Source organism: Mycoplasma sp. Z386, assembly GCF_054343375.1.
The window spans coordinates 1-26808 of record NZ_JBTGVC010000007.1; the positions used below are offsets into that span (position 1 = coordinate 1).

Annotated in this window: 27 protein-coding genes; 17 read left to right on the forward strand and 10 right to left on the reverse strand. The window is 24.5% G+C overall.

The annotated features are described in order from the left end of the window. Nucleotides 1-80: 80 nt before the first annotated feature. From ACXX85_RS01435 to ACXX85_RS01460, 6 genes are all read right to left on the reverse strand, one after another. Complete coding sequence (locus ACXX85_RS01435) at nucleotides 81-362, reverse strand: hypothetical protein (RefSeq protein WP_458560436.1); 282 nt, start codon at nucleotides 360-362, stop codon at nucleotides 81-83. Beyond that, a complete protein-coding gene (locus ACXX85_RS01440; RefSeq protein ID WP_458560437.1) occupies nucleotides 362-808 on the reverse strand; it encodes a hypothetical protein in 447 nt (148 codons plus the stop codon). Before ACXX85_RS01440 ends, ACXX85_RS01435 begins: the two co-directional genes overlap by 1 nt. A gap of 182 nt (nucleotides 809-990) precedes the next feature. Beyond that, nucleotides 991-2664, reverse strand: coding sequence for an SIR2 family protein (locus ACXX85_RS01445; protein WP_458560438.1), 1674 nt, complete (start codon nucleotides 2662-2664; stop codon nucleotides 991-993). Between the two features lie 222 nt (nucleotides 2665-2886). Then, nucleotides 2887-3198 carry a hypothetical protein gene (locus tag ACXX85_RS01450; protein WP_458560439.1) on the reverse strand — a complete coding sequence of 104 codons (312 nt, stop codon included), beginning with the start codon at nucleotides 3196-3198 and terminating at the stop codon, nucleotides 2887-2889. A 26-nt stretch (nucleotides 3199-3224) separates the two neighbouring features. Next, nucleotides 3225-3686, reverse strand: a complete 462-nt coding sequence (locus ACXX85_RS01455) for a hypothetical protein (RefSeq protein ID WP_458557429.1) — start codon at nucleotides 3684-3686, stop codon at nucleotides 3225-3227. A gap of 331 nt (nucleotides 3687-4017) precedes the next feature. Next, nucleotides 4018-4347 (reverse strand): hypothetical protein, encoded by a 330-nt coding sequence (locus ACXX85_RS01460; protein ID WP_458557430.1) that lies wholly within the window; start codon nucleotides 4345-4347, stop codon nucleotides 4018-4020. Between the two features lie 334 nt (nucleotides 4348-4681). Here ACXX85_RS01460 and ACXX85_RS01465 point away from each other — a divergent pair, with 334 nt between their 5' ends. From ACXX85_RS01465 to ACXX85_RS01525, 13 genes are all read left to right on the forward strand, one after another. Next, a complete protein-coding gene (locus ACXX85_RS01465) occupies nucleotides 4682-6193 on the forward strand; it encodes an MATE family efflux transporter (RefSeq protein WP_458560440.1) in 1512 nt (503 codons plus the stop codon). After that, nucleotides 6174-6848: a DNA repair protein RecO gene (gene recO / locus ACXX85_RS01470; RefSeq protein WP_458560441.1), complete on the forward strand. Its 675-nt coding sequence runs from the start codon at nucleotides 6174-6176 to the stop codon at nucleotides 6846-6848. The genes ACXX85_RS01465 and recO overlap by 20 nt, the downstream gene beginning before the upstream one ends. Nucleotides 6849-6859: 11 nt before the next feature. Then, complete coding sequence (gene rsmD / locus ACXX85_RS01475) at nucleotides 6860-7402, forward strand: 16S rRNA (guanine(966)-N(2))-methyltransferase RsmD (RefSeq protein WP_436358583.1); 543 nt, start codon at nucleotides 6860-6862, stop codon at nucleotides 7400-7402. A 12-nt stretch (nucleotides 7403-7414) separates the two neighbouring features. Beyond that, a complete protein-coding gene (gmk, locus tag ACXX85_RS01480; RefSeq protein ID WP_458560442.1) occupies nucleotides 7415-7999 on the forward strand; it encodes a guanylate kinase in 585 nt (194 codons plus the stop codon). Nucleotides 8000-8019: 20 nt separating this feature from the next. Next, the gene (locus tag ACXX85_RS01485) at nucleotides 8020-8763 is read left to right on the forward strand and encodes a PP2C family protein-serine/threonine phosphatase (RefSeq protein WP_436358581.1); all 744 of its coding nucleotides are present in this window, start codon (nucleotides 8020-8022) and stop codon (nucleotides 8761-8763) included. Beyond that, nucleotides 8763-9755 carry a serine/threonine-protein kinase gene (locus ACXX85_RS01490; RefSeq protein ID WP_458560443.1) on the forward strand — a complete coding sequence of 331 codons (993 nt, stop codon included), beginning with the start codon at nucleotides 8763-8765 and terminating at the stop codon, nucleotides 9753-9755. The genes ACXX85_RS01485 and ACXX85_RS01490 overlap by 1 nt, the downstream gene beginning before the upstream one ends. 46 nt (nucleotides 9756-9801) lie before the next feature. Further along, nucleotides 9802-10671: a ribosome small subunit-dependent GTPase A gene (rsgA, locus tag ACXX85_RS01495; protein WP_458557433.1), complete on the forward strand. Its 870-nt coding sequence runs from the start codon at nucleotides 9802-9804 to the stop codon at nucleotides 10669-10671. Beyond that, nucleotides 10658-11305, forward strand: a complete 648-nt coding sequence (locus tag ACXX85_RS01500; protein WP_458560444.1) for a ribulose-phosphate 3-epimerase — start codon at nucleotides 10658-10660, stop codon at nucleotides 11303-11305. The genes rsgA and ACXX85_RS01500 overlap by 14 nt, the downstream gene beginning before the upstream one ends. A gap of 7 nt (nucleotides 11306-11312) precedes the next feature. Next, entirely contained in the window at nucleotides 11313-12827 is a 1515-nt protein-coding gene (locus ACXX85_RS01505; protein ID WP_458557435.1) for a phospho-sugar mutase, read from the forward strand. Nucleotides 12828-13008: 181 nt separating this feature from the next. Continuing rightward, nucleotides 13009-13422, forward strand: a complete 414-nt coding sequence (gene rpsL, locus ACXX85_RS01510) for a 30S ribosomal protein S12 (protein ID WP_436358576.1) — start codon at nucleotides 13009-13011, stop codon at nucleotides 13420-13422. Nucleotides 13423-13455: 33 nt separating this feature from the next. After that, on the forward strand, nucleotides 13456-13926 hold the full coding sequence (rpsG, locus tag ACXX85_RS01515) for a 30S ribosomal protein S7 (protein WP_027123189.1): 471 nt from the start codon (nucleotides 13456-13458) through the stop codon (nucleotides 13924-13926). A gap of 2 nt (nucleotides 13927-13928) precedes the next feature. Continuing rightward, on the forward strand, nucleotides 13929-16016 hold the full coding sequence (fusA, locus tag ACXX85_RS01520; protein WP_458557436.1) for an elongation factor G: 2088 nt from the start codon (nucleotides 13929-13931) through the stop codon (nucleotides 16014-16016). Nucleotides 16017-16110: 94 nt separating this feature from the next. Continuing rightward, on the forward strand, nucleotides 16111-17343 hold the full coding sequence (locus ACXX85_RS01525; RefSeq protein WP_458560445.1) for a hypothetical protein: 1233 nt from the start codon (nucleotides 16111-16113) through the stop codon (nucleotides 17341-17343). Between the two features lie 69 nt (nucleotides 17344-17412). Here the strand turns inward: ACXX85_RS01525 and msrA are convergent, their stop codons facing one another. Further along, nucleotides 17413-17928: a peptide-methionine (S)-S-oxide reductase MsrA gene (gene msrA / locus ACXX85_RS01530; RefSeq protein WP_458557438.1), complete on the reverse strand. Its 516-nt coding sequence runs from the start codon at nucleotides 17926-17928 to the stop codon at nucleotides 17413-17415. A 149-nt stretch (nucleotides 17929-18077) separates the two neighbouring features. Between msrA and gyrA the strand changes: the two genes are divergently transcribed. Continuing rightward, complete coding sequence (gyrA, locus tag ACXX85_RS01535; protein ID WP_458560446.1) at nucleotides 18078-20660, forward strand: DNA gyrase subunit A; 2583 nt, start codon at nucleotides 18078-18080, stop codon at nucleotides 20658-20660. A 162-nt stretch (nucleotides 20661-20822) separates the two neighbouring features. On the opposite strand, the gene ACXX85_RS01540 is transcribed toward gyrA, so the two are convergent. Continuing rightward, nucleotides 20823-21137: a hypothetical protein gene (locus tag ACXX85_RS01540; RefSeq protein ID WP_458559200.1), complete on the reverse strand. Its 315-nt coding sequence runs from the start codon at nucleotides 21135-21137 to the stop codon at nucleotides 20823-20825. A gap of 356 nt (nucleotides 21138-21493) precedes the next feature. Between ACXX85_RS01540 and msrB the strand changes: the two genes are divergently transcribed. Continuing rightward, complete coding sequence (gene msrB / locus ACXX85_RS01545) at nucleotides 21494-21937, forward strand: peptide-methionine (R)-S-oxide reductase MsrB (RefSeq protein WP_458557441.1); 444 nt, start codon at nucleotides 21494-21496, stop codon at nucleotides 21935-21937. Nucleotides 21938-21999: 62 nt separating this feature from the next. Here msrB and ACXX85_RS01550 read toward each other — a convergent pair whose 3' ends face one another. Next, nucleotides 22000-22782 (reverse strand): MAG0110 family membrane protein, encoded by a 783-nt coding sequence (locus tag ACXX85_RS01550; protein WP_458560447.1) that lies wholly within the window; start codon nucleotides 22780-22782, stop codon nucleotides 22000-22002. 100 nt (nucleotides 22783-22882) lie between these two features. On the opposite strand from ACXX85_RS01550, the gene ACXX85_RS01555 reads away from it, so the two are divergent. Beyond that, a complete protein-coding gene (locus tag ACXX85_RS01555) occupies nucleotides 22883-24904 on the forward strand; it encodes an Mbov_0121 family peptidase domain-containing ABC transporter (RefSeq protein ID WP_436358919.1) in 2022 nt (673 codons plus the stop codon). Further along, nucleotides 24867-25277: an MAG1140 family protein gene (locus ACXX85_RS01560; protein WP_436358920.1), complete on the forward strand. Its 411-nt coding sequence runs from the start codon at nucleotides 24867-24869 to the stop codon at nucleotides 25275-25277. The genes ACXX85_RS01555 and ACXX85_RS01560 overlap by 38 nt, the downstream gene beginning before the upstream one ends. Here ACXX85_RS01560 and metG read toward each other — a convergent pair. Further along, the gene (gene metG / locus ACXX85_RS01565; RefSeq protein ID WP_436358921.1) at nucleotides 25270-26808 is read right to left on the reverse strand and encodes a methionine--tRNA ligase; all 1539 of its coding nucleotides are present in this window, start codon (nucleotides 26806-26808) and stop codon (nucleotides 25270-25272) included. The two genes, ACXX85_RS01560 and metG, sit on opposite strands and share 8 nt — an antisense overlap.

The following is a 26808-nucleotide window of genomic DNA, read 5'->3' on the forward strand; positions in this document are numbered from 1 at the left end:
TTTTCTCCTTAAATAAAAACATAAATTTGGTGTCCCAAATTTATGTCCCTGTTTATTTTTCCTTTCTTTATATATTATTTTTAGTTTAATGCCTTTGCATCTTTTTTAGATCATACAATTGTTAAAATATAAGCTACTATTTGTCAAATAGAGAAAATCATTCCTAAAATTGAACCAACAAATCCAACAATTGATAAAGAACCAACAAGTCCCACACAAGCAGCAAGTGCTCCTTCCGCACTTTGAGTTGCTGCAACTCCTGCTGCAAATGCTAAAGTTATTATAAAGAGAATTAAACCTGAAAAGGTTAATATTAGATTGGTAATTGAAAAGTTTTTTAAACTTCTTAGTTTTTCTTTCATTAAGAAGAAGGGCCGAAAATTAATGTTTTTAACAAATTAATTTGTCTATCAAGAGATTCTTCATTAGGAATTTCATTATTAGGAAAGTCTTTAACTCTATCTAAACTTTTTTGCAATTCTTCAGCATTTTCTTTTTTCGCTTTTTCAATATCTTTAGTTAAATTTTTAATCCGACTTTTTTCTAGTTCTTCACTACCAAAAGTAGGGGTAAAATTTTTTGAAAATAATTCAATAGTTTCAATTTTCTGTTTTAATAATTCTTCGTGAAATCTTTTTGCTAAATCTTTATATTCTTCTATTTTTTCTGGAATAGATTTTTTCTTTTGTTGGTAAACTGCTTTTTGTGTTGTTTCACTGCAAGAAATGGTAGTCATTAAAGCAATTGGACTTAATACACAAAAAGAAAATAAAATTTTACTTTTTTTTATATCTCACCTCCTTTCCATTAAAAAGTATTGAAAAATTTTATTAAATTTTATTTTTTTTATAAATTAATTTGTCTACATATTTTTTAATTACATAATGAATTTTCGAATCTTTACTTTCAACAGAACAAGATAAAACTGTAAAGAAAGGAACGCTTAATGTAGAAGAAAATTGTTATATTTTTTATCTTTTTCATTTGAATTTATCCAACTTTCTTTTTATTTTTTAATATTTTTAAACGATCTTTTCAATCGTCACTAGCATATTTTTTAAAATCATAAATTGATAATAAATATTTAAAATTAGTTACACTAAATTCTAAATTTTTAATCATAATTTTTTCATTTTTTATTTTTTGTTCAACAAAATTTTTTAGACCTTTTTTCAATCATTTATTTACTTTTTGTAGTTCTAGTTTATCATTAAAGATAGAAACAAAAATAATGAAAAACATTTCACTTTTGCTTAATGATTTATAATTTTTATTCACAAAAGAAATAGAAAACTCTGAATTTTTCTTTATTATTTCTTCAATTCTTTTTTCTGCTTTTTCTATGCTTTTTCTATTAGTTTTGTTATTTATAAAATTATTTAATTTATCATATTGTTTTTTTAAAAAAGGTTCTATTTTTTTTCTATTAATATTAAGATAATAAAAACCAAATGAAGAAATAATTTCATTTTTACTTTTTCATATTTGATCTATGTACTCTAAGTAATCAATTTTTTGTTTTTGTTCAATTATTTCAAAGTAATTTTTAATAAGATCTAATGATGTTCCATATATAACTTTTATGAATCCTTCATTATTACTATTTGAATTTGTAATTGAATCATATACACGAGAAATTTCTGCTGTTTTTCTAGAAAAACCAGCTTGTATAATTGAATTAAATATTTTTTTGTATTTATCTGTTTTAATTTTGGATATTGTTATTTCTTCGTTATTTTCAAATTTTATATTATATTTTTCGATAGTTTCAAATTCACTGGTTTTTCTTTTTTCTTTAGAGTATTCAACAAATAAAAAATTATTTTCTATATTTTTTAATATTTTTTCTTTATCTTTTATATTACTTTTTACATATTCATAAATAATTTTTAACATATTTTTTATATTAGAATCATTTATGGCATATCCTAAAAAAATAACTGGTTGCTTTATAAACAAAGAAAGTATCCTAGATTTTATTAATTTATATTCATTTTCAAATCTCATATAATCACTTTTTGTAATTATAATATCTTCCGGTGAAGTAACGCAACCATGAATTTTATGAATAGTCCCTACATCTTTTTCAAAAGCGATTTTATCCCCTATAAGTGGTTTGAATTTTATATTATCTTCTGTATTTATTGTTTTATCATTCAATATAGTTTCTAATAATTTATCATAATTGGTTGTTATAATGCAATAAAAATATTGTGAAGCTTTTTGAAACAAGTTTATTTCTTCTTTATAAGAATCTTCGTTTATTTCAATTTTTTCTAATTTATTTTTAATAAATAGTTTAAACCTGCTAATTCACTTTTCTTCTTTTAGATAGTTTTTATAAAAATCTTCATTTATTTCTTTTCATTTACCGATCCGATCCATTTTAACTAAAGAATTAAATTCTTTTTCCATTTCTTCAGCAATTAAACTATAATCATTTTTATATTTATAAACTAATTCGAGAAAAAGATTTTCTTTTTCTTCTTGGGATAATTTTGAAGTAGATTCTAATAATTCTTTATAAATAGTTTCTAATAATTCTCTCCATGTATAAGATTTAACTAAATATCTTTTACTAAAACCAGAACCAATAAATAAAACAGGAAGATTATCATTAAAATTTTTCTTATTGATAAAGTCTTTTAGATTTTTATTATCCATTTTCTCCTTTCTTAAAACTAATTTTACAAAAAAAAAAAAAAGCAAGGATTTGGCAAAAAGTAGTTAAATTCAAAGAATTTTACATATATAATTTTGTTTTATTACATATGAAAACTTAATTTTTTATTTTACTTTTAATTTAAAGTTAAATATTGATTTTTATTATAATAAAAAGTTTTAGGAATAAAAAAACACTGCATTTTTGCAGTGTTGGTAAAATAATTATTTTGCTAATTCTTGTTTTAATCTAGCAATTTCACCGTCTAATAATTTTTCTCATTCACTAGACTTATCATTTGGTAAAAATAAGTTTAGTGCTAATCTTGCCACATCTCTTTGTTGTTTTTCATATTCTTTTTTTTCTGCTTCTGATTTTTTATCATATTCTGATTTATTTTGCTTAATTGTTAGTTTTACATTTAAATCAATGTATTCTTCTTTCTTTTTATCTAGTGAAGATTGACATGAAACTGCTAATGCAGCAGTTGTTAAAACAGAAATAGGGGTAGCTAATAATAAAAGTTTCTTTTTCATATTTTTCCTTTCTTTGAATGTTATTTTTAGTTTAATGCTTTTGCATCTTTGTTAGCTCATACGATTGTTAAGATATAAGCTACTATTGGTCAAATAGAGAAAATCATTCCTAAAATTGAACCAACAAATGGAATAAATGAGAATATTGAATTTATTATAATTATTATCATTACTGATAATCAAACAGCAAAGTATTTTTTGTTAGAACCATTTGTTGCATCTTTAATTTTTAATGCAGCAACAAATCCAACAATTGATAATACTAATATTACAATGTTTGAAAAGAAATTCAATATTCCAACAATTAATATAGAACCAACAAGTCCCACACCAGCAGCAAGTGCTCCTTCCGCACTTTGAGTTGCTGCAGCTCCTGCTGCAAATGCTAAAGTTATTATAAAGAGAATTAGACCTGAAAAGGTTAATATTAGATTGGTAATTGAAAAGTTTTTTAAACTTCTTAGTTTTTCTTTAATATTTATTTGCATATTTTTTCCTTATTTTATTTTTGATTAATTGAAATTTTAAAAAATGATTCATTGAAAAATATTGAAAATATATTATAAGAATTTCTTATTTTATAATCTCAAATATCAATTTGCATCATTTTTTAAATTAAATTTTACAAAAAAAAAAAAAAGCAAGTATTTGGCAAAAATTCATAAAATTTGAACAATTTTCCTATATATTTTTTATACAAATGAATTAACATTTAAGATTTGGAAATTCATTTAAAATTAGTTAATGAAAAGTTTTATTGAATAAAAAACACTGCATTTTTGCAGTGCTAATGAAATAATTATTTTACTAATTCTTGTTTTAATTTGATGATAATATTAAGTCTACTAAATGTTTTCTTGCTTTAACGATTTCATCGTCTAATATTTTTTCTCATTCAATAGATTTACCCTCTGTTAAAAGAGAATCTAATCCAGCTTTAACTTTGTCTTTTTGTTGTTTTTCATATTCTTTCTTTTCAGTTTCTGATTTTTTATCATAATTTGATTGATTTTGTTTAATTGCTATTTTTACACCTAAATTAATTAATTCTTCTTTCTTTTTATCTAAAGAAGTTTGACATGAAACTACTAATGCAGAAGTTGTTAAAACAGAAAGGGAGGTAGTTAATAATAAAAGTTTCTTTTTCATAGTTTTCCTTATTTTTATTTTTGATTAATTGAAATTTTAAAAAATGAATTATTGAAAAATTATTGAAATATATTATTAGAATTTTTCATTTTATAATTGCAAAGCACAATTTGTATCATTTCTTATAACTTAATTCTACAAAAAAAAAAAAAAAACAAGGATTTGACAAAAATTCATAAAATTTGAATAGTTTTGATATATAATCTTATTTTTTCTATGAATAAATTCATATATAAACTTTTGTAAAGTTTTAAAATAAATTACAAAGAAAATAGGGTTATTTTCAACTTAATTATTAATGTTTTTTTATTATTTTGCTAAAATTTAAATAATTATGATAAAGAAGAAATTTAATTTTTTTGTTTTTTTAAAAGAACACTTTCCAGCTAGTTGAAGTAAATGAAAATTATACTTAAAATTTTCTTTACCAATTATTCTTTCAGGAATACTTTTTTCGCTAAACGGATTTATTGATAATTTTATGGTAACAAAAATACCTCATGGTGTTGATTCTTTATCTTATGCCAACTCTTGAACAGGAATTATAGGTGGTGTTATTGGTGGAATTTCTATAATTTGTTCTGTGCTTGTTGGACAGTATTGAGGAAGCAAAAATTATAAAAAAATAAAAGAAGTAATGAGAGTAAGAGTCTTATTGACTTTTAGTTGTATGACTATATTTGCAATTTTTGCTCTCACTTTATCTGAAAAAATGATTTCTGTTTTTTATCAAAGTAATCAAGATCAAGCAACATTGCAGCAGTCAGTAGATTATTTAAGATTAATAGTAATAACATGAGTTATTTTTGGTTGAACTTCTCCAATGAGTTCTCTTCTTGCAGAAACAGGGCATGGAAAAGAAGCTTTAATTTCTTCAATTGGATCTTTACTAATTAACATTTTTTTAAATATTCTTTTAATATATGTTTTTAAATTAGGAGTTAAAGGGGCAGCATATGCTTCCATAGCTGCAAGAATTTTTGGAATATTTGGTGATACTTTTTTTGTATTTTTAAAAATAAGAAAAACATTAATTAATCCTTTATCACTTTTTAAAGTGTCAAGAGATACATGAAAAAAAGTTGTTTTTAGATTACACAGTGCCTTTTTAATTACAGGAAATTCTGTATTAATAATACTAAGAAGTGCTCTTTTTAATAGAATTTTCCCTCAAGGAACAATCGGGAAAGAAGAATGAGCAATTGGAGCTGCTGCTATTCTTGGATTAACAGGAGCGATAAGTGAAATATTTTTAGCTGTTTTTGGAGCTCTTAGTTCTAACATTTCTGTTTTTGTAGGAAAACACCTTGGAAATAAAGAATTTGAAATTGCTAAGAAAAATGCAAATGAACTTAAAGGTTTTCATTCAACAATTGCACTTGCATTATCATTATTACTTTTACTTTTTACTGTATTTATCCCGTATATTGATTATTTTGCTGCTGAAATAGGAAAAAATTCAGATACAATTTTAGAAGCTAAAAAATTATACTTATCACAATTGCAAGCAACTCTTTTTGTAATAGTAGTATTCAATCCAATTTGAATTTGATTTTCTACTTCAAGTCGATTAATAGCTTCTGGTGGAAGAACAAACTTAGCATCATTACTTGAATTCAGTTTAGAAATTATTGCTTTATTATGACTAGTGATTATAACTTTTGTAATTAAACCACAATCTCTTGGATTAAGTTTAAGTCAAACATATTGAATTTTCTTTTTAGTTGATTTAATCAAATTCCTTGTATTTGAAATAGTGTATTTAAAAGTAGACTGAGCAAGACACATAGATGATCCATTAATAAAAAGAAAAGTGTGAGAAAAAAATGTCTTCAACAACGACTAAAGGAATTGTTATTAATTATCAAGAATACGATGATTATGATGCAATTGTTAAAATTATTACCAACAAGAGAATTATTTCTTTTCTTGCTCGCGGAGTAAGAAAAGTACATAGTAAAAACAGAAGTTCTTTGTTACTTTTAAATGAAGCAGAATTTGAAATCTTTTTAGCCAGACTCAATAATAGAATGTCTAAACTTAAAAAAGCAACACTTATTAGTTTTTTTGATTTACAAAATAATTCTTTTTCATATACAGAATTACAAGAAATCCTTTTTTATTTAGATAAATTAGAATATTCTAACTCTTATTTATATGAACTTATAAAACAGAGTATAAAAATAGCAAATAAAGAAAATGTTTTCTTTATTAAAACATATCTTCTTTGTCATTTATTAGAATACTTTGGTTATAAACAATCTTTTGATAAATGTGTTACTTGTAAAAGTAATAAAGAATTAAGAGATTTTCAATTTTTTGAAGGTGGTTTTAGTTGTAAATACCACTTCAAAACAAGTTTTCAAAGAACAATTGAAGAATTAAAGACATTTTATTATTTATCTCATTCATTAGAAGTTTATATAAAATTTGCTAATTATAAAGCAAATTTCTCTATATATAAAGAGATTAAGCAATTTATTAAGGAAAATATTATATAATTAATAAATATATGTTAAGAATAATAGCAGGAAATTTACGTGGCAGAAAAATAGAACAACCAGACTTAGAAATAGTAAGACCAACAACGGATAAAACAAGAGAAGCCATTTTTTCTTCTATTCAATTTGAAATAGAAGAATCATTAGTTTTAGATTTATTTGGTGGTTCGGGAGCGGTTTCTTTTGAATTTATTTCACGTGGTGCAAAAGAAGTTTTTTTATCTGAAAAAAATAGAAAAATTTTTAATCATATTGTTAATGAACAAAAGAAACTAAAAATTCAAAATATGCATTGTTATAATCTTTCTGCTCTTCAATTGATAAATATGAAAAAGGATAATAAATTTAATTTTATTTTTTTAGATCCACCTTATGAAGAAAAAACATTATTAAATGAAACTTTAAAAGAAATAGCAAACAATGATATTCTTTTAGATAATGGTCAGGTCATTGTTGAAACAAATAGTGATAATATAGAAATTAGTGAATATTTTGAAATTTTAAAAGAAAAAAAATACGGTAAAACTTATATTTATTTTTTAGGTAAGAAATAATAAAGGAAATATATGAAAAAAAATAAGTTAGTAATTTTAGCTGGTCCTTCTGGGGTTGGAAAAGGTACCATTGAAAAAATTTTATTTGAGAATAATGAATTAAAATTAAAGTTATCTTGTTCAGCTACAACAAGAAAACCAAGAGAAGGGGAAATAAATGGGGTACATTACCATTTTATTTCTAATGAAGAATTCGAAGATAAAATAAAGAAAAATGAATTTATTGAATGAAATAAACATTTTAATAATTATTATGGAACTCTTTACTCAGAAATTGAAAAAATTAATCAAGAAGGTTTTTTGCCTTTGCTTGAAATAGAAACAATTGGTGCATTAAATATTAAAAAATATTACAAAGAAAGAAATGAAGAAGATTCTGTTATTTCAATTTTCTTGTTACCACCTTCTATGAATGATTTGTATACAAGAATAAAAAATAGAGGAACAGAAAGTGAAGAGCAAATTCAAATAAGAATTGATAAAGCAGTTTTAGAATTAGAAGAAAAAGATAAATTTTTACACAAAGTAGTAAATGATATTCCTTTAAATGCTGCTTCTAAAATTAAAGAAATTATTATTTCTGAATTAAACAAATAAAACTTTTATAAAGGAAATTAATGGATAATTATATTTTTAAAACAAATAAAGGCAAAAGGGTTCAAAATGAAGACTCTGTTTTAATATTAGAAAATGAAAAAGTAATTTTTTCAATTGTTTGTGATGGAATGGGTGGACATAATGCAGGAGAAATTGCTTCACAAATAACAGTTGACACATTTAAAACATTATTTTCTACTTTAGAAATAAAAGAAGATAAAAAATCAATTACTAACTGATTTTCTAAAGGGATTAATGATAGTATAATCAACATGAACAAAGCAGCAGAAGAAAACGAACAACTTTTAGACATGGGTACAACAATGGTTGCAACCATATTTGTTAAAAAAAATAAATTACTTTCCTTTGTAAATATAGGTGATTCTAGAATTTATCTATATAGCGATATTTTACAACAACTTTCAAGTGATCAAAATTTAATGAACTATTATATAGAAAAAGAAAAGGTTTCTTTCGAAGTTGCTTCACAATTACCTGGAGCATCTTTTCTTACTTCTTCACTTGGTCCTAAAAAACGCTATACACCTGAAATCGGTTTTCTTTCTTTAAGTAAAAGAAAAGAAAAAAGTTATTTAATTCAAACTACAGATGGAGTGCATGACTTTATTGATAAACCAACATTAGAAAACATTATGTTTTTGAAAGAAAAAGATCTTGAATACAAAGCAAATAAAATTATAGAAACAGCATTAGCTAATGATTCTAATGATAATTTAACAGTAGCAATAGTGGAAATTAAATAATGAATATACCAACATATAACAAAAAACTACTTCAAAACTATTATATTAGTAACACCTTAGGAAAAGGTGGAATGTCTGTTATTTATTTAGCTGTTAGAAAAAAAGATAATTTTAAGTGTGCAATCAAACTTATGAATTATGAATCAATGAGTGATTTAAGTATTGAACGTTTTAAAGAAGAAATAAGAATAACTAAAAAAATTGATTCACCTTATGTAGCAAGATTAATTGATTCTTGTTTTGATTTAGAAAATAAGGAATTTTGAATTGCAATGGAACTTGTTGATGGAACCATTTTAAAAAACGTTATTGAAAGATCTGGAACGCTTTCTAAAGAAGATGTTGTTAATTACGCAAAACAAATAACTTTAGGAATTAAAGCAATTCACAAAGCCGGTATTTTCCATAGAGATATTAAAGACACTAATATTATGGTAACAAACCTAAATCAAATTAAAATAATTGATTTAGGTATTGCAATAGATAATGAATCACAAAGGTTGACACAAGAAAATAAAGTCATAGGTTCTGTTCATTATATGCCAGGAGAAATAGCTGATTATAAAGAAAAAGGTTCTGTAAAAATTGATATTTACTCTATTGGTATAGTCATTTATCAAATGTTAATAGGTTGTGTTCCTTTTTCAGGAGATTCACATCTTAAAATTCTTGCTAAACACAAAGAACAATCTTTGCCAAAGATTCAGAATTTAAAACCAACTACAAGTCACGGATTAATAAACATTATTCATCGATGTTTAGCTAAAAATCCATATGATCGCTATAACAATATGAACGAATTATATAATGATTTATCTACTTGTTTAAAACCTGAAAGACTAAGTGAAAATATAATAAATTTTGACCAAAAACAAAGGAAAAACCTTTTTGAATGGCTTGCAACCAGAACCGGAACAGTTGTCATAATAAGTGTAATTGTAATTATTTTAATTTTGTTAATAATTACTTTAATTCTTTTATTTAGTTTTTAATATTAAGTCAACTAAATAAAAGAATAAATTAGAAAGGAATTTTGTATTGAATAAAAAAATTGGAAGAGTAATAAAGGTAATTGCTGGTTTTTATGATGTGGAAACTGAAAATAAAGAAATTATAAGATTAAGAGGAAGTGGTAAATTAAGAAACGACAATTTATCACCTGTTGTTGGTGATTTTGTGGAATATGACGAATTAGGTTTTGTGATAAAAGTTAAAGAAAGAAACAATGTTTTTGTAAGACCTAAAATAGCAAACATTGATCAAGTGATTATTGTAATGTCTGTAAAAGAACCTAATTTTAGTTCACTGCTTTTAGATAAGTTTTTAATGATTGTTGAAAGCAAAAACATTAAACCAGTTTTAGCCATTACTAAAATTGATTTAGATTCTAACTATAAAGAAGTTTTAAAAGATTATATTAATTTAAATTATGAAATTCATTTCATTGATAATCATAATAAAAAGGAAGTAAATACAGAATTTTTTGGACTTTTTAAGGACAAAGTTTCTGTATTTATGGGGCAAACTGGTGTAGGAAAAACAAGTTTAATAAATTTATTATCTGAAAATCAATTTGAAACACAATCCATTTCTAAATCCTTAAATAGAGGTAAACACACCACTAGAGTTGTACAAATGATAGATTGAAATCAAGGGAAGTTAATAGATACTCCTGGTTTTTCTTCGTTTGAAATAGAATTAAATAAAGATCAAATAGCAACTGCCTTTAAAATATTTAAATTAAATGCAAATTTATGTAAATTTCGCTCTTGTTTTCACTATAAGGAAGAAGAAAAATATTGTAAAATTAAATTAATGGTAAAAAACGGAGAAATACCATTAACTAGATATGAAAACTATCTTTACTTTTTAAAAGATTTTTTAGGAGAAAAAAATGAAATTAATTAGTCCTTCACTTTTAAGTATTACAAAAGAAAAGAGATTAGAAGTAGCTAAGATTCTATTTAATATGGGAATTAGTTGAATCCATTATGACTATATGGATGCTAAATTTGTTGAAAACAGAGCAATTGAAATTGAAGAAATAGAAAATATAAAAAATAATTCTAAACATCATACAATGGATATTCATATAATGGCTTATGAACCAGAAAAAATAATTGATAAGGTTATTGGTGTTGTTGATTATGCAACAGTTCATTATGAAGTTTTTGACAATCAAGAAGAGATTCTAAAATTGGTTAAAAAATATAAAAATAGAATCAAGTTAGGTATTTCAATTAAACCTAATACAGATTTTAGTGAAATTAAAGATTTACTTAAATATTTTGATTTATTATTAATTATGTCTGTAGAACCAGGTAAAGGTGGACAATCATTTATTGAAAATTCTTTAAACAAAATAGAAGAAGCAAGAAAATTTATTGATAATAATAATTTAAATGTAATTATTCAGGTTGATGGTGGTATTAATGATAAAACTGCTTTTGGTGCTTTCAAAAGCGGAGCAGATGTTTTGGTTTCAGGTTCATATTTAACAATTGAACCTTCAATAGAAAAATTAGAAAAATTATTAAAATAAGGAAAATATGTTAGAGTTTGGAACAGCAGGTATACGTGGTAAATTAGGAAATAAAGAAAGTGAACTAAACACTAAACACGTTTATAGAATTATTGATGGATATGCAAGATATTTACTAAAAAATTTTGCTAATGCAAAACAACAAGGAGTTGTTATCGGAAGAGATAATAGAAATAAATCATTTATCTTTCTAAAATTAGCAACACAAATTTTAAGTAAAAATTATGGTATAAAAGTTTATACTTCTAAACAACCAATTGCAACCCCAATTGTTAGTTTTTTAATAAAACAAAAACAAGCAATAGGTGGTATTAACATTACAGCTTCTCATAATCCTAAAGAATATAATGGTATTAAAATTTATAATAAATTTGGAGCTCAAATCCTTCCTGATGAAGTTAAAAAATTGATTCCATTTTTTAAAAAATATAATAAAATCAACAATAATTTAAATACAAAAAAAATAAATTTTAATAAAAAAGTAATTTGTATAGATAAATATTTACCTGTTTATGTTCAAGAGATATCAAGAATTTTTTCTAATAATTTGTTTGATAATAACCTTAAAATAGCTTATTCGCCACTTCATGGAACCGGTTCTCAAGTTATTAAATTGATTGAAAAACAAACTTCAGTTAAATTTTTAAAAGTAGAATCTGAAATGAAAAATAGCAAACACTTTAATTTTGTTTCGTATCCAAATCCGGAAGAAAAAAGTGCTTATATTAATTTAATTGATTTAATGAAAAAAAACAAAATTAAATATGGGATTTTAACTGATCCTGATGCTGATAGAATTGGTTTTGTAGAACAATTATCAAATAATGAATTTTATTATTTTACTGGTAACGAACTAGCAACTATAATTTTCAATTTTTTAGTAGAAGAAAATTACTATAAAGAAAACGATCTATTAATTTATTCATTTGTGTCAAGCAACCTTCCTTCTATTATTGCTAATAAGCACAATATTAAAAGTCAAATTATTCCTACAGGTTTTAAATGAGTAGGTCCTGAAATAAATAAATATAAAGAAAAATCGCATATTTTTGCATTTGAAGAAAGTTATGGATCTTTAATCAATAGTGATATTTCTTTCGATAAAGATGCATTTCAATCATTAATTTTAATATTAAATATTTTATCTAAAAAAAGAAATATTTCCTTTTTAGAAGAGTTAAATAATATTTATAAAAAATATGGATTTATTTTTAGCAAGGTAGTTTCAATAGAATTGAATTCAATGGAACCATCAAAAATAAACTCTTATTTAGAATCATTTTTAAAAATAAATTTTAGTTTGAAAGTTTCAAAAATTATTGATTATCGAAAAGGTTATAATAATATTGTTGAAAATATGGTTCAAATATTTTTTGAAAATAATTCTTGAGCAGCATTGCGTCCTTCAGGAACAGAACCTAAAATAAAACTTTACATTTTTTCATTAGAAAAAAATAAAACTGAAGCTCAAAATAATTTAGATAAAATACTAAAACAAGCAAAAGAAATATTTATTAAATAAGACACTCGTTGTCTTATTTTTTTAATATAACAACAGTACTATAAAAAAAATAATTTTTTTTCGATACACTCGGCTAAGTTGTTATATAATTTATACACTTAATTATTATTAATAATAATGTTTATGAATAATTAAGTTTGTGAATATATAAATTAAAATTTAAAAATTGAAAGGAAAGACAATGCCAACAATAGCACAATTAGTTAGTCAAGGACGTGTTAATAAAGTAAGAAAAACAAAAGCTCCTGCACTAATAGTTGGTTACAACTCTTTACATAAAAAAGAAACAAAATTACCTTCACCTTTTAAACGTGGAGTTTGTACAAGGGTTGCAACAATGACACCTAAAAAACCTAACTCAGCATTAAGAAAATATGCAAGGGTTAAATTATCAAACGGAATGGAAGTTACAGCTTATATACCAGGAGAAGGACACAACTTACAAGAACACTCTGTAGTTTTAATTCGTGGTGGAAAAGTTAAAGATTTACCAGGGGTTAGATACCATATCGTTAGAGGAACACAAGATACAGCTGGTGTTAATAAAAGAAATCAAGCTAGATCTAAATATGGTGCAAAAAAACCTAAAAAATAATAATTTTATAATATAAAAAATATAGGAGAAAAAATGTCAAGAAGAAAACAAGCGCCTATTCGTGATGTATTAGCTGATCCAATTTTTAACTCTAAATTAGTTACAAAATTAGTAAATGCAATTATGTTAGACGGAAAAAAATCAACAGCGCAAACTATTTTATATTCAGCTTTTGATATTGTTAAGGAAAAAACAGGAAAAGATCCTTTAGAAGTTTTCCAACAAGCTATCAATAACATAACACCTCAATTAGAAATTAGATCAAGAAGAGTTGGGGGAACAAACTACCAAGTTCCAATGGAAGTTTCTGCAAGAAGAAAACAAACTTTATCATTAAGATGATTAATTAATTATTCAAGATTAAGAGCAGAAAAAACAATGGACTTAAGACTTGCAAACGAAATTATCGATGCATCAAACAACACCGGTGGAGCAATTAAGAAAAAAGAGGATACACATAAAATGGCAGAAGCAAATAAAGCATTTGCACATTTTAGATGATAATTATGGCAAGAAAATTTGACCTTAAAGATTATCGTAACATCGGTATAATGGCTCACATTGATGCAGGTAAAACCACAACAACAGAAAGAATTTTATTCCATACAGGAAAAATCCACAAAATTGGTGAAACTCATGATGGTGGTTCACAAATGGACTGAATGGAACAAGAAAAAGAAAGAGGGATTACAATTACCTCTGCTGCTACAACAGCTTTTTGAAAAGATAAAAGAATTAACATTATCGATACACCAGGACACGTTGACTTCACTGTTGAAGTTGAACGTTCACTTAGAGTATTAGATGGTGCTGTTGCGGTTTTAGATGCTCAATCAGGAGTAGAACCACAAACAGAAACAGTTTGAAGACAAGCAACAAATTATAAAGTTCCAAGAATTGTTTATGTTAACAAAATGGATAAAGCAGGAGCTGATTTTGAAGCTTCAATCCGTTCAGTTAAAGAAAGACTTGGAGGTAACGCGGTTGCTATCCAATTAAATATTGGTGCTGAAAATGACTATAAAGGATTAATTGACCTTGTAGAAATGAAAGCATTTGAATACGATGGAGAAAAAGAAGAAATTGCTAAAGAAATCGAAGTTCCAGCTCATTTATTAGATAAAGCTAAAAAAATGAGAGCAGAATTAGTAGAAGCAGTAGCAGATTTTGATGAAGAAATAATGATGCTTGCTTTAGAAGGTGAAGAAATTTCAGCTGATAGATTAAAACAAGCAATTAGAAAAGCAACATTAACTTCAGAATTTTTCCCTGTAGTTTGTGGAACATCATTTAAAAATAAAGGTGTTAAGAAAATGATTGATGCAGTTGTTGATTATTTACCTTCACCTTTAGATGTACCTGCTATTAAAGGATATATAGGGGATGAAGTTGTAGAAGTTCCAGCTTCAGATGATTATGATTTTTCAGCATTAGCATTCAAAATTATGAATGACCCATTTGTTGGAACTTTAACATTCTTTAGAGTTTATTCAGGAGTTTTACAAAAAGGTTCATACGTATATAACTCAACTAAAGATAAAAAAGAGAGAGTTGGACGTATTTTAGAAATGCATGCTAATTCAAGAGAAGAAATCGATGAAGTAAGAGCAGGAGATATCGGTGCTGCTGTAGGTCTAAAAGATACAGTTACAGGTGATACTTTAATTTCTGAAAAATCAAAGCATTTTGTTTTAGAAAAAATGGTATTTCCAGAACCTGTTATTTCTCAAGCATTAGAACCAGCTTCAAAAGCTGCAACTGAAAAATTATCAATTGGTTTACAAAAATTAGCAAATGAAGATCCTACATTTAGAACTTGAACAGATGATGAAACAGGGCAAACTATTATTGCTGGAATGGGTGAATTACACTTAGATATTATTGTTGATCGTTTAAAAAGAGAATTCGGTGTAGAAGCAACAGTTGGTGCACCACAAGTATCTTATCGTGAAACAATTACAAAATCAGCAGAAGTTGAAGGAAAACACATCAAACAATCTGGTGGAAAAGGACAATATGGACATGTTTGAATTAAATTTGAACCAAATCCAGATGGTGGTTTTGAATTTATAGATAAAATTGTTGGTGGAAAAATTCCTAAAGAATATATTAAATCAATTCAAAAAGGACTTGAAGATAAAATGGCTGCTGGTATTTTAGCAGGTTATCCAATGATAGATATTAAAGCTACTTTATTTGATGGTTCATACCATGATGTCGATTCATCAGAAATGGCATATAAAATAGCAGCTTCTAAAGCTTTAACAAAAGCAAAAGATGCTATTGGTACTGTTTTATTAGAACCAATTATGGACGTTTCTGTTGTTGTTCCTGCAGATTATTCAGGAGATGTTATGGGAGACTTATCTCGTAGAAGAGGTCAAGTTAAAGAGCAAGAAACAAGAAGTGATGGAGCAAACATTATTAGAGCAGATGTTCCATTATCAGAAATGTTTGGTTACTCAACTCAATTAAGATCTATGACTTCAGGTCGTGGAACATATCAAATGCAATTTGATCACTATGAAGTAACACCAAAACAAATTGCAGATGTAATTATTAAAAAACGTGCTATTAAAGCAGATGAAGAATAATCTTCTAAAACATAGAATTTTAGAATAACAAAAATTCTATGTTTTTTTACCCTAAAAAATACAAATATACAGAAAAATAAAGAAAAGAGGAATTATGAAAAAGAATTTATTTAAAAAATTATTACCATTAGGAATAACAACCTTAAGTTCAATAACTTTTATTTCTTGTAATGCACAAGAATCAAAAAAAGAAGAAAAGAATGTTATATCAGTTACTACAACACCTTCTCCAACCACCCCAACTACACAAGCAAACCCTGTTAAACAAACTCAAAAAGTAAATATTGATTACAGTAATGCTTTAGTATTTAAAAATGAAAATTCACAAATCAATTGATTTAAAAATTTAAAGAAATATGGTTTTACAGGAATTCAATATTATGCAACAAATAAATTCTTTGGATTAATTGGTCTTGGATGAATTGATAATGAAATTTTTGTTACAAGAGAAGGTTTGGATATAGAGAAAATTAGACAAGTTATAATTCCAAGCAATCCTAAAGAAATCAAAAGATATCGTGATGCTTCTTGAGATGAAGCAACTTCTACTTTAATTTTCAAATATAAAGTAAGAGATGATGAAACTAATAAAGAATATTCACAAACTATTATATTTAATAAACCTGTTGATGAAAATAAAGAACCAGAAAATAAAACAAATATAGATGATGAAAAAACTACAACTGCAGTAACTACAAATAAAAATCCAAATAATGAAAATCCTGATTCAAAATCATCAACTCAAAATTCAGAAGAACCTGCAACTTCAAAAAATGATCAAAATTTACAAAGTCAAGGTAATTCTCCAGAACCTACGCAAGGCGAAAATCCACAAACCCCATCAGATAATAGTGGAGAACAAGGACAAAGCGAACCAGCAGTAACAGAACCAACAAATCCTAAAAATTCAGATTCTGAAGAACCTTCAGAAAATAACTCAATAGATCAAAATATGTATGAAAATGCTTTAGTTCCAGCTTTTGACGATTGAAAATCTAGATTTTTAAATAAATTATCAAGTTTAACAAATCCTTCTTTCAAAGGTCTTCAATATTATTCAAGTAGCAATTTTATAGGAATCCTTGGTGGAAACAGAAGAGAAGATAACAAAATTTTTGTTGCAAAAGAAGGATTAAATCTATCACAAATTAAAAGAGTTTCAGAATTAAAAGGAAACTTTGACAATGTTAATAAATTTCCTTCCATTACAAATGATGCTGTATATGATGCAAGTACTAAAATACTAACTTTTAAATATAAAATAGAAGGGGATTCAACCAATAAAGTATATACACAAACTTTTGATTTAAATGAATCTTCAAATTAAAAAAAATAAATGAAAATACAGGAATTTCCTGTATTTTTGATTTTTAATAATATTATTTAATAAATAAAATTATTTATTTTTGTATTCATCTTTTAGTAATTTTTCTGGAATAGAATAAAGATTAATATGACAATAACCCAAAGGATTTTTTTCAAGATATTTTTGATGATATTCTTCAGCTTTTGTTTTGTCATAAACTTTATCAAATTCAATGTAATTTTCTTTATTTTCTTTATTAATAAATTCTTTATTTAAATCTTCAAATATTTGTAAAACAATTGGATCATTTGAATAAATTCCAACTCTATATTGTGTTCCTTTGTCATTTCCTTGCTTATTTAGAGAGTAAGGATCAATAATATTTAAATATAATTCTCATATAGTTTTTTCATCTATTTGTTCATCATCATAAATAACTCTAACTGCTTCAGCATGCTTTGAACCAGAACAAACTTCTTTATAAGTTACTCCTTCAAAGTCTCCATTTATATAATAAGATTCAGATTGAATAACACCTTTAATTCTTGAAAAATAAGCTTCTACTCCTCAAAAACATCCACCTGCTATAAAAACTTCTTTTTTCATATTTTCTCCTTATTTTTTATTGATAAATTAATGATACTAAAATATAAAAATTAGTATAGAAAAAAGAGCAATAAAATGAAAAAATGCATTTTTTTGCTATAATTTAAATAAAAATTATTTAAAAAGATTATTAAAGTAAGTGAGGTAATATGTTTTTTGATGATAAAGATGAAAAAGAAAAATATATTCTAGATGACGAAGAAATGGAAACTGTTTTTAAAGAAGAAACAGCAGAAGAAAGTGATGAAGAGGAAGTAGCACCACAAGATAAAGAAGAATATGTGGTTTCTTCTCAAATTATAGAAAATGAAGCAGGTGGAATAATTCCTAAACCTATTTCAGATGAAATGAGAAATTCATTTCTTGAATACGCAATGTCTGTTATTGTTTCTCGTGCTCTTCCAGATGCTCGTGATGGTTTAAAACCAGTTCACAGAAGAATTCTTTACGGTATGAGCGAACTTGGTATTACCCATAGTGTTGCACATAAAAAATCAGCTAGAATTGTTGGTGATGTTTTAGGTAAATATCACCCACACGGTGATTCTTCTGTGTATGATTCAATGGTTCGTATGGCTCAAGATTTCTCATTAAGATATCCATTAATTGACGGGCATGGTAACTTTGGTTCTATTGATGGAGATGCAGCAGCTGCGATGCGTTATACAGAAGCAAGAATGTCTAAAATTGCTTCTTTAATGGTAGAAAGCATTAAAAAAGATACAGTAGATTTTATGCCTAACTATGACGGTTCTGAAAGTGAACCAACAATTCTTCCTTCTAAAATTCCAAACCTATTAGTTTCTGGTGTTACTGGTATTGCAGTAGGGATGGCAACAACTATACCACCACACAATTTAGGAGAGGTTATTGATGCCACTATTGCTTTAGCTAAAAATCCAGAAATTTCAATTGATGAATTAATGCAACATATAAAAGGACCAGATTTTCCAACAGGAGCTATGATTTTAGGACAAAGTGGTATTACTAAAGCTTATGAAACTGGTAGAGGTTCCTTTATTTTAAGATCAAAAGCAAAAATTGAAGAATTAAAAAATGGAAAAAGTAAAATAATAGTTTATGAAATCCCTTATGAAATCAAAAAACCTATATTAATTGAAAAAATTGTTCAATTAATTAAAGAAAAAAAACTTGATGGAATTTCTGATATTAGAGATGAAACGTCAAGAGAAGGAATAAGAGTTGTTTTCGATATTAAAAAAGGATTTATCCCTGAAGTAGTACTTAATAATCTTTTTAAATATACATCTTTACAAGTTAGTTATTCTATTAATATGATTGCTTTAGTGAAAGGAGAACCAAAACTTTTAAATCTTAAAGAAGCATTAGAAGTTTATTTAGAGCATCAAATTGATGTATTCACTAGAAGATTGCAATTTGACCTTAAAAAAGCAGAAGAAAGAGTTCATGTTTTAGAAGGATTGAAAATAGCTATTGAAAATATTGATGAAGTAATTAAAATTATTAAATCATCTAAATCCGATGCAGAAGCACAAGAAAAACTCGCTGCAAGATTTAATTTAACTCAAATTCAAACCAAAGCTATTATTGAAATGAGATTAAGCAGATTAACTGGTTTAGCTGTTGAAAAACTAGTTAATGAAATGGAAGAGTTATATCAAAAAATTAAAGAACTTAAAGAAATATTAGATTCAAAAGAAAAATTAATTAACTTAATTGTTTCAGAATTACAGGAAGTAAAAGAAAATTTTGCTGATGAAAGAAGAACTGAAATTACTGCAACAGAAGTAGGAACTATTCAAGATGAAGATTTAATTCCATCTCAAGATGTTGCTATAACATTAACAAATAATGGTTATGTAAAAAGAATAAATATCGATGAATACAAGACACAAAATAGAGGTGGAGTTGGTTCAAACACTGCTTCTACTTATGAAGATGACAACTTAAGTTCTATTTTAATTACTAATACACATACTGATTTATTAATATTTACAAGTTTGGCAAAAGTTTATAGATTAAGATCATATCAAATACCAGAACAAAGCAAACAAGGTAAAGGAATTCCTTTCATTAATTTAATAGGAATTCAAAAGGATGAAAAAGTAATTTCAATGTTATCTATTAATGAATATAATTCAGGTACTTATTTAGTAACAGTTTCTAAAAAAGGAATTATTAAAAAAACAGAAATTAGTAACTATGAAAGAATTAATGCAAATGGAAAAATTGCACTTGGTCTAAAAGAAGGAGATGAACTAAAAAGAGCATTTGTTGTTAAAGATGGTGAAGAAATCATTATTGGAGCATCAAATGGAAATGTTGTTCGTTTCTTAAGTGATGAATTAAGAAGCACAGGAAGACAGTCTGAAGGAGTTAGAGCAATAAAACTTGAACAAGATGATGAAGTAGTAGGTGCTTCAACAACTGCTGAAGGACAATATATTTTAGCTCTTGGTGAATTAGGTTTTGGTAAAAAAACTTTAATTGATGAGTATAGAATCACTGCTCGTGGTGCTAAAGGTGTAAGAACTATTAATAGTGAAAAAGCAGGGAAATTAACTTATATTGGAAATGTTAAAGGAAACGAAGAAATTCTTATTTTAACAAAACAAGGAATTGCTATCAGAACATCCCTTTCTCAAATTGCAGAGACTTCTAGAAATACAAAAGGTGTTAAAATTATTTCTTTAAGAGAAAAAGATTCAATTAAGGCGATTGCAAAAATTGATGGTTTATCAGAAAATTAAAATATTTTATAATAACAAAAATAGTATAAAGAAAAATGAAAAACAATAAAATCAATCAAAAAATGGTTGATTTTTTAAATTTTTGCTATTAACTGGGAAAGAGGAGATAAAATTTCCATTTATACTTACAAAAGCATAAATGGAAATTTTTTGACTAATTAATTATCTTTTAATTTGTTTATGATTTAATAATTCAACCGGTACAATAATTATTAAAATTATACTCATAGGTATTAAAGAACCTAATATTCCTGATAAATAAATATCATCTTTTTTTACAGGATTTGGCAAAAAAGTTCCTATTGCAAAAAGAATAACAATTATTAAAAAGAGCAAACCAAAGAAGATAAAAAAGTTTTGTATATATTTTTTAATATTTCATTTTTTATCAAATGCAAAATCAATATTATTTTTATTTTTTATATAAAATATTAAAGGAAAAAAAGAAAACAAGAATTTATTTACTTTTTTATTCATTTTAGAAATTCATAATCACTGATAAAAAAATAAAAACACCATGACTACAAAACAATAAAATCAAGTAAAAAATAAAGATACTAAAGTTATAATTCTTGTGTTAATTTTGTCAAATAAAGATAAAAAAGATAATATGAAGCAAATGACAAAAGTTAATTTAAATATAATTGAATATAAACTAAATAGATGAATCTGTTTTAATTTCATTTGAAAAGAATCCCCTTTTTATTTTTATATTTTCATTATATACCTTTCTTTGCATAAAATTTAAGAAAACTTTAAAAATAGTATTTTAATTATATTTTTTGTATATATTTAATATTTTTGTTCTATAATAAAAAAAGAAAGAAGGAACAATGGAAAAAATAGATAAAGAAAAAAGATTAAAAGAATTAAGCGATCTTGAATACAAAGTTACACAAGAAGGTTATACTGAAAGACCATTTACAAATAAATATGATAAGCATTTTGAAGAGGGTATTTATGTTGATATAGTAGATGGAACTCCTTTATTTAAATCTGATGATAAATATGATTCTGGTTGTGGTTGACCTGCATTTTCCAAACCCATTGAAAAAGATATAATTACTGAACACAATGATTTTTCTCACAATATGATTAGAGTAGAAGTAAAAAGTAAAAATGCTAATTCTCATTTGGGACATGTTTTTACTGATGGACCTAAAGATAAAGGCGGTTTAAGATATTGTATTAATTCTGCTTCTTTAAGATTTATTCCATTAGATAAAATGGAAAAAGAAGGTTATGGAAATTATTTAAAATTATTTGATAAAAAATAAGTTTTATAAAGGAAAAATAGTTATTTTAGAATAAAAAAGAAATATCTAGTCGATATTTCTTTTTAACGTCTAAGTATAAACAACATGTCCAAAAAGATTCTTATAAATGATAAAAGTAGGTTTAAACCAAAAAGTAAAGATCTTTTTAACATTATTGATTTTATTTCTTGTTCGTCAAAATTTGTAGAAATGATAATTGAAGCTTCTCTTTGAATTATGTTAAAGTTGAATCCTATTAAAATTCAAGAAACAGCTATACTTATTACTGAAATTACTGTAATAATAACGTTGTTAGAAATAAATCAAGTAATTATAGATAAAACTAACATCATAACAATACCAATATAAACAAATATTCTTCATTTAGAAAAATCAATTATATTGAAATATCCTAAAAATCCAAAAACCGCAATTGATAAAGTAGGAATTAACATAGCTAATAATATATATGAAATTGCATTAGCTTGTTCTGTGTTGACTACTTGTAAAATAATGATAGGTATTCAAAATGATTGAAGTAGTATAGTAACAATATAAGCTGCAACTAATAAAAATATATTTTTCGTTTCACTATTGCGAGCTAGATAACTTATTAATGCAAAACATACTAAAATTATGACTAAGTGAATTAATCAGTAAAGATTAGAAACAGCTAATCTAAATATTAAATTTAAATAAGCTGTTTTTACTGCTTCTATAGCAATTGTTGCATAGGAAAGTAAAAATATAACTGCTAATCCAAAAGTTAGTCATAATAGAGAGTAAAACACCATTCTATTTTTTAATTTTTTTTGTGTATCATCTAAAGATACATTTATATTTTTTTGACTTTTATTTATTAACATAATTAATAATTATAACACATTGTTATCTGAGAAAAAATACCTATTTTTCCTAATTTTTTCCTTTTTGAAGTATAAATCTTCTTTTTTGGAAATATTAAATATGAAAATAAGGAAACAAGAAGATATAAAGGACTGTGGACTAGTAGTTTTGCAATCACTTTATCATTATTACCACTCAAAATGGATAAATTTATCTGATTTAAAAAAAGAAACCTTTTATAATCAAGATGGAATAGTGATAAAAAATCTGCAAACACTTTCAGAAAAACACGGAATAAAATTAGAAGCATTTCATATTGATTTTGAAGCACTTTCAAATTTAAAATCAGAGAAACCTTCTATTATTTTAATAAACGAAGGCGAGTTAAATCACTATGTAATCTTTTTAAAAATAGATAAAAATTTTGTTTATTTACTAGATCCGCTTGTAGGTAAAAGAAAAATAGAAATTGAATTTTTTAAAAAAATATTTGTAAATATAATTCTTACAACAGAAAAAATTTTTGATCCTAAAACAAAAGCAATTAAACAGAAAAATCCTTTATTTTTGTATATTTGAAACGAAAAAAGTATTACTATTTTTTTGTTAATTATAGTTTGTTCAATCCTTACTTTTTCTAGTTCTTTCTTTTTAAAAAACGTTATAAATAAAGCAATTTATTTTAATAATATTAGCATTTTGATTAAGTTAACTATTGTTTTTGGTTGAATTTTGTTATTTAGATTTTTGCAAAACATCTTAAAAAGCTTATTTTTAAAAAATTTGCAGATGGTCATAGAAGAAAACATTATGAAAAATTTTATTTTTTCTCTTAAAAGTGCTCAGAACTCACAATTATTTAAATTAGATACTTCAGACTATATAAAAAGATTTAATATAATACCAAGTTTTGCTTCTTTTATATCCAACTTTGCTTTTACATTAGTTTCCGAAATTTCTACTTTTATCTTTGCATTTTTCATTATTTTGTTTTTAAATTGAAAATTATTCTTGATAACTTTCTTAATAGGTTTTATTTTCTTTATGTTTTCCTTTATAGAGAAAAAAGTAGTTAATTCAAAATATAATGATATTTTAAAAAGCAATGCTTCATTAAATTCTAGTTATTATAAAGTAATTACAAATTTTGATAAACTAAAAAAAGAAGATTTTTACAAAATGATTAATAAAGATTTTGAAAGCAAATATAAAAAACTGAAAGAAAAAGATTTTCACTTATGAAAAATTAATTTTATTTTTAAAAATTTCCAAAAATTTTTAATTGAGTTTTTACCAATAATACTAACTTTTATTTGTGCTTTATTTGTTATAAAAGGGGAATTCAAACTCGGTGATATGATTTTATTTATAACTTTTTTTGCTGCTTTTGTAAATCCCTTGAATAGTATTTCAGATTTAATAGTGTATTATCCAATTTTTTTAGAAGAGTATGATTTATTAAAATTCATTTTATTTATTGAAAAAGAAAAAAATGGTACTCATTTAATTGAAAAAATAAAGTCTATTCAACTTGAAAATATAGATTATAAACCTAATAATATTAAATCAATATTAAAAATTAATAATTTAGAAATCAATAATAATTTAATTTTAAAAGGGCAAAATGGTTCAGGAAAATCTACTTTATTGAAAATTTTAAACTTAGATTTAGAATCAAATTTTAAAATAAATAATTTACCAATTTTACATTTTGATAAAAGTGAATTAAGAAAAAAGATAATTTATATTAATAAGGAAAGTTTTTCATCTAGTATAGATGTATTTGGTTATATTACTAAATATAATCCACAAAAAGTTGATACTTTTCTAAACAATTATAGTTTTTATGAATTGGATAAATTATTTATTAAATGACAAATAGATTTAAAAACAGAAATAAAGGAAAATTGGGTTAATTTTTCAGAAGGACAAAAACAAATAATATCTATCTTACAGCTTTTGTGTCAAGAATTCGATTTGATTTTATTGGATGAAGCTTTTGAAAATATATCAATGGAAAATTTTGAAATTTTAAAGAAAATAATTTTAAATTTTCAAAAAGAAGCAATTTTTATAGAAGTTTCTCATTCTAACAAATATTTAAATGAAAGTGAGATTTTTGATCTTGACAAAGAAAAATAATTTAATAATATTTTTATCTATACTTTTATTTTTTATATTTATTATTTCTATATTTTTAATAACAAATATAAAAGAAAATGAGCAAATTCCTATTTCTATTACAGTAAATAATAAGAAAGAATTAAATTTTGAGATAGATACAAACACTTTTTTATCTATTAAAAAAAGTAGTTATATTATAGTAAAAAAACCTTATTTAAAAGATGAAGATAAAGAAACGCTTTTATTTATAAAGGAAATAAAAAACATTAAAAACAATGTTTTTAATGTTCGTTTATCTCAAAATAGTAATTTGAAAATAGTTCCAAATTCATTAATATATGCCAATTTAGTTTTAACCAAATATAAAAATTTTATAGAATTTATTATTTAATTCTTTCAAAAAGTATTTCACCTTTTTGAGTTAGTGTATTATCAAAAAGTTCTCATTTTCCTATATTATCAAAATCAATTGACTCAATATTTAATTGTTGAAGAGCTAAATTCGCTTTGTTTTTTAAAATAGAAGACATAAAGCAAGTTATAGCATAAATTCCGTTTAAAAGAGTATTTAAAACAACTTCCAATCTTTCTTTATTATCTTTTAAAGTTCATGGAAGAGTTAAATCAATATAACCATTTAATTTTTTTGATAGATTAAAAACTTCTTTATAAGCTTTATCAATTTTAAAAGAGTCCATTTCATTGCAAAATTCTTTTTTGGTATTAAGTATTTCAGAAAAAATTTCTTGTTCTAAGTCTGTTAGTTGTTCTTTTTTATATTTTAATGGTACATTAAAAGATTGGTGAATCATTGCGATTGTTCTTGATAATAAATTTCCAAAATTATTAGCTAAATGAGAGTTGTAAACATTTTTGAATTGTTCTTCATCAAAATTAGCATCATGTCCCATAATAATTTGTGTAGATAAGTAGTATTTTACTGGTTCTGCTCCATATTTGTTAATTAATTCAATAGGATCAACTACGTTGTTTAAACTTTTGGACATTTTAATACCATTAGCATCTCTAATAAGACCATGACTTAAAATTGTGGTAGGTAGTTTTAAATCCATTGATTTTAACATAATTGGTCAGTAAATACAGTGAAACCTTGTTATTTCTTTACCTACTATATGAACGATTTCATCTCCATTTTCTCAATATTTCTTAAAATCAGAATCATTTTTTAAACTAAAATTAAGAGCACTTACATAATTAAATAAAGCATCTAATCAAACGTAAATGACGTGTTTTGGATCGTTTTGTAGTTTTATTCCTCAATCAAAAGAAATTCTTGTAACAGAGAGATCTTCTAATCCTTTTTCTAAGAAATTATTTTCTAATTCTTTTATTATTTGTTTTGGAAAAATAAAGTTTTCATTGTTTTTTCAATATTCAAGTAATCATTCTTGAAATTGAGACATTTTAAAAAAATAAGATTCTTCTTCAACTTCAACTAACTCATCTTCACTAACTGGATGAACTAATTTACCGTTTTTTTCTTTAGCTTGTGTAATAGTTAAAAATTCTTCGGAACTAACAGAGTATAAACCTTTATATTTATCTTTATAAATAATTCCTTTAGAAAGTAAAGAATTAAATACATTTAAAACAACTTCCTTATGATTTGTGTTTGTGGTTCTAGAAAAATAATCATAGTCAATTTGTGCTAATTCTCAAAGATCTTTAAATTTTTGAACTTGCATATCAACGTATTTTTGTGGTTCTAGATTATTTTCTTTTGATTTTTGTTGTATTTTTAATCCATGTTCATCTGAACCAGTCAACATTTTTACATCATATTTTCTATTTTTCTTGTAGTTTGCAAAAACTCATGCAAGAGTAGTTGTATATAAATGTCCTATATGAAGATTCCCCGAAGGATAATAAATAGGCGTTGTAATAAAAAATGTTTTTTTCAT